The sequence below is a fragment of the Actinophytocola sp. genome (genome assembly GCF_035942955.1).
GTDB lineage: Bacteria > Actinomycetota > Actinomycetes > Mycobacteriales > Pseudonocardiaceae > DASYTH01.
In genome coordinates this window covers 1-13,334 of sequence record NZ_DASZCQ010000214.1, presented here as the reverse complement: position 1 = coordinate 13,334, position 13,334 = coordinate 1, and the positions used below count along the sequence as shown (strand labels likewise).

Genomic DNA, 13,334 nt, shown 5'->3' with positions numbered 1-13,334 from the left:
CGCCACTAAGGCCACCTTCGCCCACTCCACCCGCGCGAAGGTGGCCTTCACGCGCGCCAGGGCAAGAGCCACCTACACCACCCACCGGCAGCGAAAGTGGCCCTCAGCCCCGCGGGAGCGAAAGTGGCCCTCAGTCCCCGCGGGAGCGACGGTGACCTTCAGCCAAACAAGCGAAGTGGCCATCACGCCACTACGAGCACGAAGGTGACCATCGCGCCACTACCAGCCACGAAGGTGGCCACCACCCGCAACCAAGCGAAGGCGACCTTCGCTCCGCCAACCCAAGCGAATGTGACCTTCGCCCGGCCAACCCAAGCGAAAGTGACCTTCGCCCCGCCAACCCAAACGAAGGTGACCTTGGCCCAGCCAACCCAAACGGAGGTGACCAGCACGCACCCCAACAGCCACCTTCACCGCCCGCCCGCAGCCAAGGTGACCTTCACCGGGCAGGAGCGAGTGAAGGTGGCCCTCACTCGCACCACCGAACAACATCCACCTTCGCCGCCTGTCGCTGTGCCGCCCACCGAGAGCGAAGGTGGCCTTCAGCCTCCGGGGCGATGGTGGGCCTTCGTGCGCACCGGCAAAGGCCACCTACTGCATTCGTCGGCACCGAGGGTGTCGTCAGGCAGGACGAGCAAGAGTGACCTTCATGCGGTCCACAAGGCACGAAGGTGGCCCTCATGCGCAACAGAGTGAGGGTGACTTTGCTCAGCCGGCGAGCCCGAGCGGACGAGCCCGAGCGGAGGTGACCTTCGGGCGCCGAGGAAGGGCCACCATCGCCACCCGCCCCGGAGCGAAGGTGACCTTCGTGCAGGAACGAGTGAAGGTGGCCTTCGTTCTGGCGAGTGGGGTGACCTTCGTCCTGGGCGGGTGAAGGTGGCCTTCACGCTGGGGGATGGTGAAGGTGGCCTTGGTGTGCGGGGAGGGAGGTGGCCTTCGCCGGCTTAGACCGTGGTGTCGGTGCGGGCGGGTTCGGCGGGGGTGGGGCGGGGGGCGGGGATGGCGGCGGAGCGCAGCGTGCGGCGGCGGCGGACGAGGCCGATCAGCAGGCCGCCGGCGCCGAGGATGACGGCAACGATGCCGACCGGACCGGCAAGGCCGACGGAGAGGCGCTCCTCGGCGACGGCGACGGTGGGGTCGGCGGCCGCGGCCACGGCGGTGGCCACGAGCAGAGCGGGAAGCAGGGTCAGGACCGCGGCCGTGCGGGCCGTCAGCGCTCGGATCCTGTGAACACCATCGTGGGCAACTGGGTTGCGCACTGTCCGCGCCTCCTGGACTGTCACCGGCTGTGGTTTCACCCGATTGGGGGATCGTAGACGGTCAAGAAACTACCGAAGTCGTCAACCCCGGTAACACCCTCGGATCGAGCCGACTGCTCATGGCCGGCGAGCGTAGCGCCCGCCCGGCGGCCATCGACATGGGGGTCACCCCCGAGGGCCGACCGCACAACCCCCAAGGTCAGGCGCGCATCACGGGCCAGGGCGAGCACCCATTCCCGGTCATTTGCCAATGAATGACGTCGAACCATTCAGCTCATTGATGAAATTCCGCGGGTGCCCGACGGCGGTGAATTCCTCCCTACTTTCCTCCCTTGCGAGCACGCCAATCGGGTGACAGAGTGACCGTGCGCAACGTGGTCGAACGGGCACACCCCGTTCGACCTCGTGCGTCCGGGCCGATGTGCCAGGCCCGGTCGTTCCCGATTCACCCTGCAGCGGCGACAGCCGCAGAATCGAGAAATCGTCTCATGAAGACATTCCGTTTTGCCCTCACCATCGCGGGAGCAGTGCTCGCCCTGGTCGGTGTGGTACCGGCCGCGCACGCCACCCCACCGCCGGATCCGGACCCCGGCGTCGCTCCGATGATCATCGGCGGCGGTCAGGCGACCAATGCGCCGTGGGCCGCCCGCATGTTCTTCAACGGCCAGCAGCGGTGCAGCGCCACCATCATCGCGCCGAGGTACATCCTCAGCGCTCGGCACTGCGTAGGAAGCCCGGCCAGCGCGCACACGTTCCGAATCGGCAGCCTCGACCAGTTCGCCGGCGGCACCATGGCGACCGGCGTCGCGGTCTTCCGGCACTCCACCGCGGACCTCGCCATCGTCCAACTCGACCGCAGCGTGTCGGCGACCTACTCGCCGCTGGGCACCACGTCCAACGTGGCGGTGGGCCAGACGGTCCAGATCTACGGCTGGGGCGCCACCTGCACCAACCAGCCGGAGATCAACTGCCAGTCCCGCACGTTGAAGTTCGCCAACGTCCGGGTCACCTCGGTCAACGCAAGGGACGCCTTCGGCGGCATCGCCGTGCAGGCGACGCGCATCGACGGCATCGCGGCCGGCGGCGACTCCGGCGGTCCGATGTTCGGGTCCGGACGTCAGGTTGGCGTGGCATCGACGAGCAACCGCTCCACCGTGACGAACTACACCAACATCACCCGGTACCGCAGCTGGATCGCGTCGGTCGCCGGAGTCTGATCAGCGAGAGCATGTGGGGCGGCATGCGGTCACGTGCCGCCCCACGGCCTTACGGCCAGTCGTGGCGAATCGTCACCGGAGCATGGTCGGACCAGCGCGCGGAGTAGCTGGCCGCGCGCTGCGCCACCGCCGACACGGCGCGCTCGGCAAGCCCCGGGGTGGCCACCTGGTAGTCGATGCGCCAGCCGGCGTCGTTGTCGAACGCCTTGCCCCGGAACGACCACCAGACCGGGGACGCGGTGGGGGATGGTGGGCGGGTGAACACAGTACGGACCGGGTGTGTCGGGATGCAGGCGGCGGACGACGTCGACGTAGCCGACCTCGTCGAAGACCCGGCCGAGCCAGGCCCGCTCGTGCGGCAGGAACCCGGAGTTGCGCCGATTCGCCTTCCATGCCTTGAGGTCCGCCTCCCGGTGCGCGATGTCCAGTCGCCGCACAGCAGCACCTCGTGCCCGCTCGCCGCGGCCTTGTCGCGCAACTCGGCCACGTACGGCAGGAACTCGGCCATGAAGCGTTCCTTGGTGTCCTGCTTGGCGTGCCGACCACCCCGCTGGGCACGCACAGACTGACCACCAGCAGGCCGGGCAGCCGCACCTCGAGGTAGCGACCGCTGGCGTCGAACTCCGCGGAGCCGAACCCGATGCGCACGCTGTCCACCGGCGCGCGGGTGTACACGGCCACCCCGTCCGGCCCCTTGACGGGAGACTCGGCGTGCGCCACCGACCGCCCCGGCCGAAGCGCCCACCTCCGGCGGCAGCCGCGCCGGATCGGCCCGAACCTCCTGCACGCACACCACGTCGGCCGCGGTCGCGGCGAGCCAGTCGACGAACCCCTTCCTCACGGCCGCGCGAAATCCGTTGACGTTGACCGTGGTCACCGTCAGCACGCGCGGCAGCCTAGGCCGGTCACCGTTGCTCGGCGAATGCCAGCCGGACACCGAGCCCGACGAATAAGCCTCCGGTGATCCGGGCCCGCCACCTGGCCACCCGCTGGCTGGCCGTGAGCCCCAGCGAGACGGCGTGTGCCGCCAGGCTCAGCACGCAGTCCCAGGCCACGCTCAGCGCGGCCAGGATCAGCCCGAGCACGAGGAACTGGGCCAGCACCGCGCCGCGCCCGGGGTCGACGAACTGGGGCAGGAACGCCAGGAAGAACAGGGCCACTTTGGGGTTGAGCACCCCGATGAGCACCGCGCTCAGGTAGCCGCCCTGACGCGCACCACCGGCGGGCGCGGTCCGGACGCCCGCCCGCCAGGTCAGCACACCGAGCAGCACCAGATACCCCGCGCCGACCAACTTGATCACGGTGAACGCCGTGGCGGACGTGGCCAGCACCGCCGACAATCCGAACCCGGCGGCCACGGCGTGCAGCACGGTGCCGGTGTTGAGGCCGCAGGTGGCGGCGAGCCCGGCGCGGAACCCACCGGCGAGGCTGCGGGCCAGCACAAGCGCCTGACCGGAACCGGGCAGCAGCACGATCACCAGGCCGGCGGCCAGGAAGGCGGCGAGCGTGGATGCGGAGAACACGACGCGGACGCTAGACCGACCCACCGACAAATGTTGAACTCAACCTGAGGGCGAGGGAGACACCGACCCCCCGGCCCGGTCTCGGCGCCGGCCCGCCCGCACGATCAGCGGCGGCGGACGGAGAAGCCCTTGCACGGCCCGGCGAGCACGTCGCCGGACAGCTGCCTGGTGTCCTCCTCGATCGGACTGGTCACGGCGATGTCGACCATCACATAGCCGTCCGGCTGGTTGATCCACTGCTGTTGCTTGAACACCAGCTGCCCGCTCGGGGTGACGGTGCCGACCATCGAGTAGGCGCCCTCCTTGGCCGCCGGGTTCTCCGGCAGGGCGAAGAACGCGAAGGTCGCCGGCAACGACCCGTCCTCGGGCGGGCTGATGAGCAGCCTCAGACCGGTGGTGCCCTGGGCGCAGGTGTACTCGCCCTCCCAGGTGCCGGCGAGTCCGGCCAGCAGCCGGTCCGACGAGGGCGGCCGCGAGCTCGTCGGGCGCGAGGTGCTGCTCGGTCGCTTCGAAGGCGTGGTCGACTTCTTGGTCGTCGGCGCTCCCGCGATCCGGTTCTCGGCGGCCTTGGCGTCGCCGGCCACCTGCTGGCCGCACGCCGCGGTGAGGGCGGCAACGGCCACCAGCGCCAGGATGATCAAGGTGGCACGCACGGGTGCCATTGTGCCGGTCACCGGCGGACGAGTGTACCGATTGGACGAACGCGCTCAGCCGCAGTCGCGGCCGGGCAGCGGCCTGGTGAACTCGGCCGACACCCACCGACCCTCACCGATCTTGCGGAAACCGTTCTCCACGACCTTGTCCGCGTCGGTCTCATCCCCGCTGTTGAGCCGGTCGACGATCGCGGAGTCGAGGGTGGGCGCGGACCGGACCCGCAGCCCGTCCACGGTCGACGCGATCCGGCACTGCGAGGGGTTCGCGGTCGACCCGGCGTCCTGGTCGGGCCGGGTCTCCGAGCCGAGGACGTAGAGCACCAGCACCCCCACGACAGCTGCCCCGATCACCACATTTCGCTGAGGAGCAAAGAGGGCCATGATGCACGCTCCCGATCCCGACGCGGCCTGACCACAATCAGGTATAAATGGTCAACTCAGGGTGAGCAAGTGCGATGGACGCGTTCCTCGTCCGCCGAATCCCGGGATCGCGCCCATCGCCGCAGCTCGCCGGCCTCAGGCCGAGGCCATTCTGGCTCGCAGGTTCTCGTCCAGCGTGGCCAGAAACTCCTCGGTGGTCTGCCACTGCTGGTCCGGCCCGATGAGCAGGGCGAGGTCCTTGGTCATCTTGCCGCTCTCCACGGTCTCGATGATCACTCGTTCGAGGGTCTCGGCGAACCGGACGACGTCCGGGGTGCCGTCCATGTGACCGCGCGCCTCCAGCGCCCTGGTCCACGCGAAGATCGACGCGATCGGGTTGGTCGAGGTCGGCTTGCCGGCCTGGTGCTGGCGGTAGTGCCTGGTCACGGTGCCGTGCGCGGCCTCGGCCTCGACCTTGCCGTCCGGGGTCATCAGCACCGAGGTCATCAGGCCCAGCGAACCGAAGCCCTGCGCCACGGTGTCGGACTGCACGTCGCCGTCGTAGTTCTTGCACGCCCAGACGTAGCCGCCCTCCCACTTCAGCGCGGCGGCCACCATGTCGTCGATCAACCGGTGCTCGTAGGTCAGCCCGGCGGCCTCGAAGTCGGCCTTGAACTCGTTGTCGAAGATCTCGGCGAACACGTCCTTGAACATGCCGTCGTAGGCCTTGAGGATCGTGTTCTTGGTGGACATGTAGACCGGGAACTTGCGCTCGAGCCCGTAGCGGAACGAGGCCCGCGCGAAGTCCTCAATGGACTTGCGGTGGTTGTACATCGCCAGCGCGACGCCGCCGCCCTCGGGGTACTGGGCGACCTCGAACTCCATCGGCTGCCCGCCGTCGGCCGGCGTGTAGGTCACGGTCAGCGTGCCGGGGCCGGGCACCTTGAAGTCGGTGGCCTTGTACTGGTCGCCGTGCGCGTGGCGGCCGATGATGATCGGCTTGGTCCAGCTCGGCACGAGCCGCGGGATGTTGCCGATGACGATCGGCTCGCGGAAGATCACCCCGCCGAGGATGTTGCGGATCGTGCCGTTGGGACTGCGCCACATCTTCTTCAGGCCGAACTCGGCGACCCTGGCCTCGTCCGGCGTGATCGTGGCGCACTTGACCCCGACGCCGTGCCGGGCGATCGCGTTGGCCGCGTCCACGGTCACCTGGTCGTCGGTGGCGTCCCGGTGCTCGATGCCCAGGTCGTAGTACTCCAGGTTGACGTCGAGGTACGGGTGGATCAGCTTGTCCTTGATGAACTTCCAGATGATCCGGGTCATCTCGTCGCCGTCTAGCTCGACGACCGTCCCCTCGACCTTGATCTTCGCCATGTGCCGGACAGCTCCTCTCACGCTTGCATACGGTACAAGCGTACTGCTAACGGCCGCGGCTCACCGGTCCGCCCACTCGCTGGCGAGCATGGCGTACACCACCTCGTCGGTCCACTCACCCTTGACGAACTCGTTCTGCACGAAGTACGCCTCCCGGCGCATGCCCAGCTTCTCCATCACCCGGGCGGAGGCCGTGTTGCGACCGTCGGCCCGGCCGGTGATCCGGTGCAGCCCGAGACCCTCGAACCCCAGGCGCAGCATCTCGGTGGCCGCCTCGCCGGCGTAGCCGTGGCCGTGGTGGTCGGGGTGCAGGACGAAGCCGAACTCACCTTGGCTGTGCTCCTCACTGAGCCAAAACAGGTTGACATCGCCGATCAGCGCGCCCGTCGCGCGCAGCTCGACGGCGAGCACCAGGCTGTCGCCCGCCTTCTCCAGCACCGTCATCCCGGTCCGCTCCGCGAGCTTGTCGGCCACCTCCTCGCGCGTGCGCGGCCCCCAGTACAGGTACCGCGCCACGTCCGCCCGGGACTGAATGTCGTACAGCACGTCGAGATCCGCCAGCACGAACGGCCGCAGCAGCAGGCGCGCCGTAGTGATCGGATAGTCGGGCTTGAGCATGCGCTTGATCCTAAGAGCGCCCTGCCGCCCGGTAATGCCATTATTGGCCGCATGGCGCTGTGGCTGACTCACGACCCGGACGCGAACGCCCTGCTGGATCGGGAACCGCTGGCGCTGCTGACCGGGATGCTGCTCGATCAGCAGTACCCGATGGAGCACGCCTTCCTCGGGCCGAAGAAGATCATCGACCGGATCGGCGCGTTCGACGCCAAGACGATCGCCGAGTACGACCCGGAGAAGTTCGCCACCATCTGCACGACGCCGCCGGCGATCCACCGCTACGGCGGCTCGATGGCCAAGCGGGTCCAGGCGCTCTGCCAGCACATCCTCGAGCACTACGACGGCAACGCCGAGCAGATCTGGACGCGCGGCAACCCGGACGGGCCGGAGGTCCTCCGCCGGCTCAAGGCCCTTCCGGGCTACGGCGAGCAGAAGGCCAAGATCTTCCTTGCTCTGCTTGGCAAGCAGCGCGGGCTCAAAGCGAAGGGCTGGCGGGAGGCCGCCGGCGACTACGGCGAGAAGGGCTCGCACCGCTCGATCGCCGACGTCACCAACGACGAGAGCCTGGCCGCGGTCCGGGCTTTCAAGAAGGCCAGCAAGGCGGCCAAGAGCTGACCGGCGACACGCCGGTTCATTTTGCCGCACGATCTACTGGCAGCGGTGTAGTTTTGCGCTATGAGTGCGCAGCGCGAGGTCGTTGCGGCCCTGACCGAGGCCGGGGTACTCGACGGCATCCGCTGGGCATACCGGTCGGCCACCGCCGCCACGCTGGAGATCTACTCCGAGGAAGCCGGCTTCGACCACACCTGGGCGGGAATGACGCGCTTCACCCTGTTCCGGGACCGGCTGGACCGGGTGTTCGCCTGCGACCGCTACGCCGTGCGGGACGGCGGCGACGCCACGGTCAGCCTCGACCTGCTGCACGCGCACCTCACCGAGCTGGACATCGCGACGATGCCGGACCTGCCCACCGATCTGGTGGAGCGCGCCGACCTCAACGGAAGTCCCGGTTGGGCCTGGCGGAACGTCCGTTGGCTGCTGGCCTCGGTCCCGTACGGCCGGATCGACCAGGTGCCCTGGACCAGCAAGAGCCTGACCAAGCAGCGGGTCGCCCTGCAGCGCAACCCCGATCCGGCGCAGCCGTCGCTGTTCGACGGGGCGGTCGCCGCCGAGTTGGGCGGCCTGGAGGCGCTGCTCGTCCGGCGCACCGAGCTCGACCGCACCACCCTGGTGGTGGCGCACTCCCAGGATGTCGATCATGGTGACGTCGAGCTGGCGCTTGGCTGGCCGCGCCTGAACGTCGGCGGCGGTGCGGCCTGGCACTGGTACGAGGATCTTCTCCGCACCGCGCCGGCCGAAGGCGCCCGCCGGTACGACGGCACGCCGCTGCCCGCCGCCCTCGACACCTCCCCCGACGCTCCCGTTCAGCTGCGCCGTCACCTTGCGACCGGTGAGCGTTGACCGGACGGACCCGCGCCTCGGATCGAGCGGCCGAGGTCGCCGCCCTGTTCGACGGCGCCCGCCTGACCCTCGCCCGCCACCTGGCCGGGCTGCGCAAGAGCGACCTCGCCACCCGGGTGGACAAGAGCCCGACGGCCGTCGCGGCCTGGGAGTCCGGGGCCAAGCGGCCGACCGCCGCGACCGTCGCCCAGCTGGCGCTGGCCCTGTCGGTCGAGCCAGGGTTCTTCGCCGCCCGACCCGATGACGTCGCCGCGCTGAGCGCCACGCCGCACTTCCGCTCGCTGCGCTCGACCAGCCAGCTCGTCCGCGACCAGGCGTTCGCCTACGGTCAGCTGGCCACCGACATCGCCACCACCCTGGAGCGGCACGTCGAGTTCCCCGAGCCGGACGTGCCCAGCCACCCGGTCACCGCCGACGGCGACCCCGAACGGGCGGCCCGGCTCGTTCGGGAGCGCTGGGGTCTGGGGCCGGGCCCGGTTGGGCACCTGGTCCGGCTGCTGGAGAACCATGGCGTGCTCGTGGTGTTCAGCCCGCCCCAGACCGCGAGCGTGGACGCGTACTCCTTCGACAGCCGGCTGCGCCCGGTGGTGGTGCTCAACCCGATCAAGCGCGACTACTACCGGCAGCGCTTCGACGTCGCCCACGAGCTGGGCCACCTGGTCATGCACGCCGACGCCGAGCCAGGCGGCCGGGTCGTGGAGGACCAGGCCCACCGGTTCGCCGCCGAGCTGCTGATGCCCGCCGCCGAGATTCGGGAGCGGCTGCCCGCCACCATGGGCGGCCGCGCCTGGCTCACTCTGGCCAGGCTCAAGGAGCAGTGGGGTGTGAGCATGCAGGCCCTGCTGTACCGGGCGCGCCGCCTTGGCCGGCTCGGCGAGGTATCCTACCGCAACGCCATGGCCACCGTCTCCGCCCGCGGCTGGCGGCGCGACGAGCCCGGCCTGATCAACACCATCGAGCAGCCCTCGCTGCTGCCCCGGGCGGTCGAACTGCTTGCCCAGGAAGGCATTGACGACCGCATCCTGATCGAGCAGTGCCGGGTTCCGCCCGACCTGTTCCGCACCGTCACCGCCCGCACTCCCGACGGCACGCCCCCCGCCCTGCTGTCACCGGAGACTCCCGGCGGGCGCGTGGTGTCGCTTTTGGACAGACGTCGACCGGCGCACTAAGCGCTCAGCCGGGCGAGCTGGCGGTCCCAGCCGGCACGGTCGTCGAGCAGGCTCGCCGACTCGGTGGTGGAGAACACGAACGGGTACGCCTCCAGCGTCTGCTCGTGCATGCCCTCGCGGTCCGCACAGCAGTCCCGCACGACCGCGACGAGGTAGCCCAGCTGCGTGGCCGAGGCGGCGGTGAACAGGACGCAGGTCGACGTCACCAGGCCGGCCACGAACAGGAACCGCTTGCCACGGGCGCGAAGCAGCGCGTCGAGGTCGGCGCGCAGGAACGCGTCGAAGCTCTGCTTGCGCACGACGAGCTCGCCGGGCCGCTCGGCGGCGAACGGCAACGGCTCGGCGCCGGGAGTGCCGGACACGCACGGGATGTTGCCGCGCAACCGGTAGCGCGCGATCCAGTCGCTGCGGTCCGGCCGGAACTCGGCCCTGACGTGCACCACGTCGATGCCGGCCTCGCGGCACCGCTCGAGCAGCCGTGTGACCGCGGCCGGGAGGCCGGGTGCCGTGCCGGCGACCGCGTCCGGCCAGAAGTCACGCTGCGCATCGATCATCAGCAGCGCGTACTCAGCCCAGCTCTGTCGATCCACGCCGGGCAGTCTCGCCGCCGTGGCCCCATCCTGTCCACGGGATTCGACCGGGCCAGCGACAGCAGCTCGTCGACCGACCACTGGTCGTAGGCGTGCTCGCCGTACCTGCCGGCAACCACCCGGCCGGCGGGAGAGATCAGAAAGTCGGCGGGCAGCCCGAGCCGGCCGCCGTCCGGGTTGGGCTTCGGAGCCCGGCGCCGGCCCCGCAGAACCGGACCCAGGTCGCGCAGGATCCCCCGCAGGATCGGACCCCAGGCGCGTGGGTCGAGCAGCGCCCGCGGCGCCGACTCCACCCCGAACTCCGTGTACAGCCGCTTGTCCGGGTCGGCCACGACCGCGAACGGCAGATCGGCCACGTGCGTCCGCAGCTCCTCCGGCGACGAGTGGAACACCACCACCTCGCGCACTCCCGCGGCGACGATCTCGTTGTGCCGCAACACGATCGACCGCAGATGCAGATTGCACACCGGGCACCCGGCGAACCTCCGGAACTGCAGATGAACCAGCCGCCCGGAGTCCGGTACCCGCACCGGCGCCCCCACCACCGGCTGCAGCTCACGTTCGACCAGCACGGCCCCGGCCTCGATTCGCGCGGACATCGCGCTCTCCCTCGTTAGCGTGCTCTGTACGCTTATTCCCAAAGTAAGAGCGTATGACGTACGCTGTCAAGGAAATGCCACGCCCCAAGTCGCTCAGCACAACCCGGATCGCCGCCGCCGCACTCGCCGTCATCGATCGCGACGGCCTCGCCGGGCTGTCCATGCGCGCGGTCGCGGCCGAGCTGAGCATGGGCACGATGTCGCTCTACCGCTACGTGACCGACCGCGAACAGCTCGAGGGCTTCGTCGTCGACCTCGTCCTGTCGGACGTCGACACCACCCGCCCGCCGCGCGCCTCATGGGCCCGTCAGGTCACCATCCTCGTCGAACGCGTCCGCGACGCCGTCGGCGCGCACCCGGCCGTCGTGCCGCTCACCATGACCCACCGGCACACCACCGCCAGCCTGCTGCGCTGGTCCGAAGCCGTCCTCGCCGCCCTCACCGACGGCGGATTCACCGGCCCACACCGCGCCATCGCGCTGCGCACGCTGCTCAAGTACGTGATCGGCTCCATCCAGCTCGAGCACCTCGGCGCCCTGTCCGGCCCGGGCACCACCGCCATGGCCAACCTCCCCCCGGCCGAGTTCCCCCTCCTCGCCCAAACCGCCCGCCATGCCCAACCCATCCCGCCCGACGAAGAGTTCCGCCGCGGCCTCAGCATCGTCCTGCGCGGCCTGCACGCCTCCCAATAGTCCACACTCGACAGTCGGCTCCTCCGCCCGCTAGAAACCGTTGTCCCCCAAACCTTTCGCCATGTGGACGTCGATTTGTCCACCCCGTCGGGCCCACGAACCCACCCCCCACCCCAAGAACTGGGTGGGGGCCCGGCTGCCATTTTAGCGGCGAGGGCGGCGGGGTAGATCAACTTTGGGCGAGTTGTCCACAAGGGGGCGGGTGTGGATAAGTCGGAGTGTGGGGTGGGGTGGAGCGGTCCAATTGTCGGGGATTGGCTCACGACAGGGGCGGCGGGCGGGGACTAGCGTGCTGGGGCGTGCATGGCCGACTTGCGGATGATCTGGCCGGGTTGCCTGGGCTGTTGGACGCGACGCGGGGTTTCGCGCAGCGGGTGCTCGGTGGGTTGGGTGAGCGGGCCGTGGCTCGGCGGCCCGGCGAGTTCGTCCCGGATCCGTTGCCGCGGGAGGGGGTCGGGCTGGCGGGTGCGCTGGAGCGGTTCGCGCGGCGGTGGGATCCGGGGTTCTCGGGGAGCGCCGGGCCGCGGTACGTCGGGTTCGTCACCGGTGGCGCGACGCCGGCCGCGGTTGCCGGGGATTGGTTGACGAGCGCGTACGATCAGAACGTCGTGTCTAGTGTGGACTCTTCGGCGGCCGACCTGGAGCGGGAGACGGTTGGTTGGCTGCGCGAGGTGCTCGGGCTGGACGCGGCGCATTCGGGGGCGTTCGTCACGGGGGCGACGATGTCGAACGTCGTCGGGCTGGCGATCGCGCGGGAGTGGCTGGGTGAACGGCAGGGCGTTTCCGTTGCCCGGGAAGGAGTCTCGGCGATCGGCGAGGTTTCCGTCCTGTCCGGGCGGCCGCATTCGAGCATCTACAAGGCGTTGGCGATGACCGGGATCGGCCGGGATCGGATGCGCACGCTCCCGGTGCTCGACGGGCGGGAGGCGGTCGACGTCGCGGCGCTGGACGCCGCGCTGGCCGGGCTCGGGGGGCGGGCGGCGATCGTGGTGGCCAATGCGGGGACGGTCAACACCGGAGACTTCGACGATCTGCGGGCGATTGCCGAGCTGAAGCGCAGGCACCCGTTCTGGTTGCATGTGGACGCGGCGTTCGGGGGTCTGGCCGTGCTGTCGGACGAGCATGCCCACCTCCTCGACGGGTTGGCCGAGGCGGACTCGGTGTGCGTGGACCTGCACAAGTGGCTCAACGTCCCGTACGACTCGGGCCTGCAGTTCACCAGGCGGCGTGATCTTCAGGTCGAGGTGTTCCAGAACTCCGCGGCGTACCTCGGCGAGCCCGGCGAGCGTCCGGAGTTCGTGCACCTGACGCCGGAGAGCTCGCGGCGACTGCGCGCGCTGACCGCGTGGTTCTCGCTGACCGCGTACGGCGTGGCGGGGCATCGGGAGATCGTGGCCCGGAACATCGCGTCCGCCCGCGACCTGGGCGCGCGGCTGGCGGAGCTGCCCGGGGTGCGGCTGTGTGCGCCGGTGCGCCTCAACGTGGTGTGCTTCAGCGTTCCCGGAGACGTCCATGCGGTCGCCGGGGCCGTCGCCGACACCGGGGAGGCGTTCCTGACGCCGACCGTCTACGACGGCGTCCCCGCGCTGCGGGCGGCGTTCAGCAACTGGCGAACGGAGACCGCCGATGTCGATCGGATTTTCGCCGTACTCGAGCGGGCGGTCGCCGAGTAGGCTGCGGGGCCATGCGTCCCGACTTCTTGCGCGCTCACCTCGACCTGCACACCCGACGAAATGTCCTTGGCCTGACAGCGAAAGCGGCGACGGCCGCGGCCGCCGCCTCAGCCGGGCTCGGCGCGGCGCCCGCGGCCCCGGCC

At 70.1% G+C, this 13,334-nt stretch carries 16 protein-coding genes; 6 read left to right on the top strand and 10 right to left on the bottom strand.

The genetic code is table 11. From position 1 onward, the window contains the following. Nucleotides 1-182 precede the first annotated feature (182 nt). Together VGX25_RS21835 and VGX25_RS21830 are read right to left on the bottom strand one after the other, a co-directional pair. The gene (locus tag VGX25_RS21835; protein ID WP_326919720.1) at nt 183-392 is read right to left on the bottom strand and encodes a hypothetical protein; all 210 of its coding nucleotides are present in this window, start codon (nt 390-392) and stop codon (nt 183-185) included. A 552-nt stretch (nt 393-944) separates the two neighbouring features. Further along, complete coding sequence (locus VGX25_RS21830; RefSeq protein ID WP_326919719.1) at nt 945-1,166, bottom strand: hypothetical protein; 222 nt, start codon at nt 1,164-1,166, stop codon at nt 945-947. Nucleotides 1,167-1,747: 581 nt separating this feature from the next. On the opposite strand from VGX25_RS21830, the gene VGX25_RS21825 reads away from it, so the two are divergent. After that, complete coding sequence (locus tag VGX25_RS21825; RefSeq protein ID WP_326919718.1) at nt 1,748-2,476, top strand: S1 family peptidase; 729 nt, start codon at nt 1,748-1,750, stop codon at nt 2,474-2,476. Nucleotides 2,477-2,525: 49 nt separating this feature from the next. On the opposite strand, the gene VGX25_RS21820 is transcribed toward VGX25_RS21825, so the two are convergent. The 6 genes from VGX25_RS21820 to VGX25_RS21795 all read right to left on the bottom strand — a co-directional run bounded on the left by VGX25_RS21820 (nt 2,526) and on the right by VGX25_RS21795 (nt 7,007). Further along, nucleotides 2,526-3,353 carry an endonuclease/exonuclease/phosphatase family protein gene (locus tag VGX25_RS21820; protein ID WP_326919721.1) on the bottom strand — a complete coding sequence of 276 codons (828 nt, stop codon included), beginning with the start codon at nt 3,351-3,353 and terminating at the stop codon, nt 2,526-2,528. Between the two features lie 28 nt (nt 3,354-3,381). Further along, entirely contained in the window at nt 3,382-3,999 is a 618-nt protein-coding gene (locus tag VGX25_RS21815) for a LysE family translocator (protein WP_326919717.1), read from the bottom strand. Nucleotides 4,000-4,103: 104 nt separating this feature from the next. Continuing rightward, a complete protein-coding gene (locus tag VGX25_RS21810; RefSeq protein ID WP_326919716.1) occupies nt 4,104-4,652 on the bottom strand; it encodes a hypothetical protein in 549 nt (182 codons plus the stop codon). 54 nt (nt 4,653-4,706) lie between these two features. Next, nucleotides 4,707-5,003, bottom strand: coding sequence for an SH3 domain-containing protein (locus VGX25_RS21805; RefSeq protein WP_326919715.1), 297 nt, complete (start codon nt 5,001-5,003; stop codon nt 4,707-4,709). Between the two features lie 165 nt (nt 5,004-5,168). Further along, nucleotides 5,169-6,389, bottom strand: a complete 1,221-nt coding sequence (locus tag VGX25_RS21800) for an NADP-dependent isocitrate dehydrogenase (RefSeq protein ID WP_326919714.1) — start codon at nt 6,387-6,389, stop codon at nt 5,169-5,171. A gap of 60 nt (nt 6,390-6,449) precedes the next feature. Beyond that, nucleotides 6,450-7,007, bottom strand: a complete 558-nt coding sequence (locus VGX25_RS21795) for a GNAT family protein (protein ID WP_326919713.1) — start codon at nt 7,005-7,007, stop codon at nt 6,450-6,452. 51 nt (nt 7,008-7,058) lie between these two features. Between VGX25_RS21795 and VGX25_RS21790 the strand changes: the two genes are divergently transcribed. Genes VGX25_RS21790 through VGX25_RS21780 form a run of 3 tightly spaced genes read left to right on the top strand, consistent with a single transcriptional unit; the run spans nt 7,059 to nt 9,637 of the window. Further along, nucleotides 7,059-7,622: an HhH-GPD-type base excision DNA repair protein gene (locus tag VGX25_RS21790; RefSeq protein ID WP_326919712.1), complete on the top strand. Its 564-nt coding sequence runs from the start codon at nt 7,059-7,061 to the stop codon at nt 7,620-7,622. A gap of 60 nt (nt 7,623-7,682) precedes the next feature. Then, nucleotides 7,683-8,468, top strand: coding sequence for a hypothetical protein (locus VGX25_RS21785; RefSeq protein ID WP_326919711.1), 786 nt, complete (start codon nt 7,683-7,685; stop codon nt 8,466-8,468). Continuing rightward, nucleotides 8,465-9,637, top strand: coding sequence for an XRE family transcriptional regulator (locus VGX25_RS21780; protein ID WP_326919710.1), 1,173 nt, complete (start codon nt 8,465-8,467; stop codon nt 9,635-9,637). Before VGX25_RS21785 ends, VGX25_RS21780 begins: the two co-directional genes overlap by 4 nt. Here VGX25_RS21780 and VGX25_RS21775 read toward each other — a convergent pair. Together VGX25_RS21775 and VGX25_RS21770 are read right to left on the bottom strand one after the other, a co-directional pair. Next, nucleotides 9,634-10,227 carry an isochorismatase family cysteine hydrolase gene (locus VGX25_RS21775; protein ID WP_326919709.1) on the bottom strand — a complete coding sequence of 198 codons (594 nt, stop codon included), beginning with the start codon at nt 10,225-10,227 and terminating at the stop codon, nt 9,634-9,636. The two genes, VGX25_RS21780 and VGX25_RS21775, sit on opposite strands and share 4 nt — an antisense overlap. Continuing rightward, the gene (locus VGX25_RS21770) at nt 10,191-10,826 is read right to left on the bottom strand and encodes a peroxiredoxin-like family protein (protein ID WP_326919708.1); all 636 of its coding nucleotides are present in this window, start codon (nt 10,824-10,826) and stop codon (nt 10,191-10,193) included. Before VGX25_RS21770 ends, VGX25_RS21775 begins: the two co-directional genes overlap by 37 nt. Nucleotides 10,827-10,900: 74 nt before the next feature. Here VGX25_RS21770 and VGX25_RS21765 point away from each other — a divergent pair, with 74 nt between their 5' ends. Together VGX25_RS21765 and VGX25_RS21760 are read left to right on the top strand one after the other, a co-directional pair. After that, nucleotides 10,901-11,518: a TetR/AcrR family transcriptional regulator C-terminal domain-containing protein gene (locus VGX25_RS21765; protein ID WP_326919707.1), complete on the top strand. Its 618-nt coding sequence runs from the start codon at nt 10,901-10,903 to the stop codon at nt 11,516-11,518. Nucleotides 11,519-11,817: 299 nt separating this feature from the next. Then, on the top strand, nt 11,818-13,191 hold the full coding sequence (locus VGX25_RS21760) for a pyridoxal phosphate-dependent decarboxylase family protein (RefSeq protein ID WP_326919706.1): 1,374 nt from the start codon (nt 11,818-11,820) through the stop codon (nt 13,189-13,191). Nucleotides 13,192-13,334 lie beyond the last annotated feature (143 nt).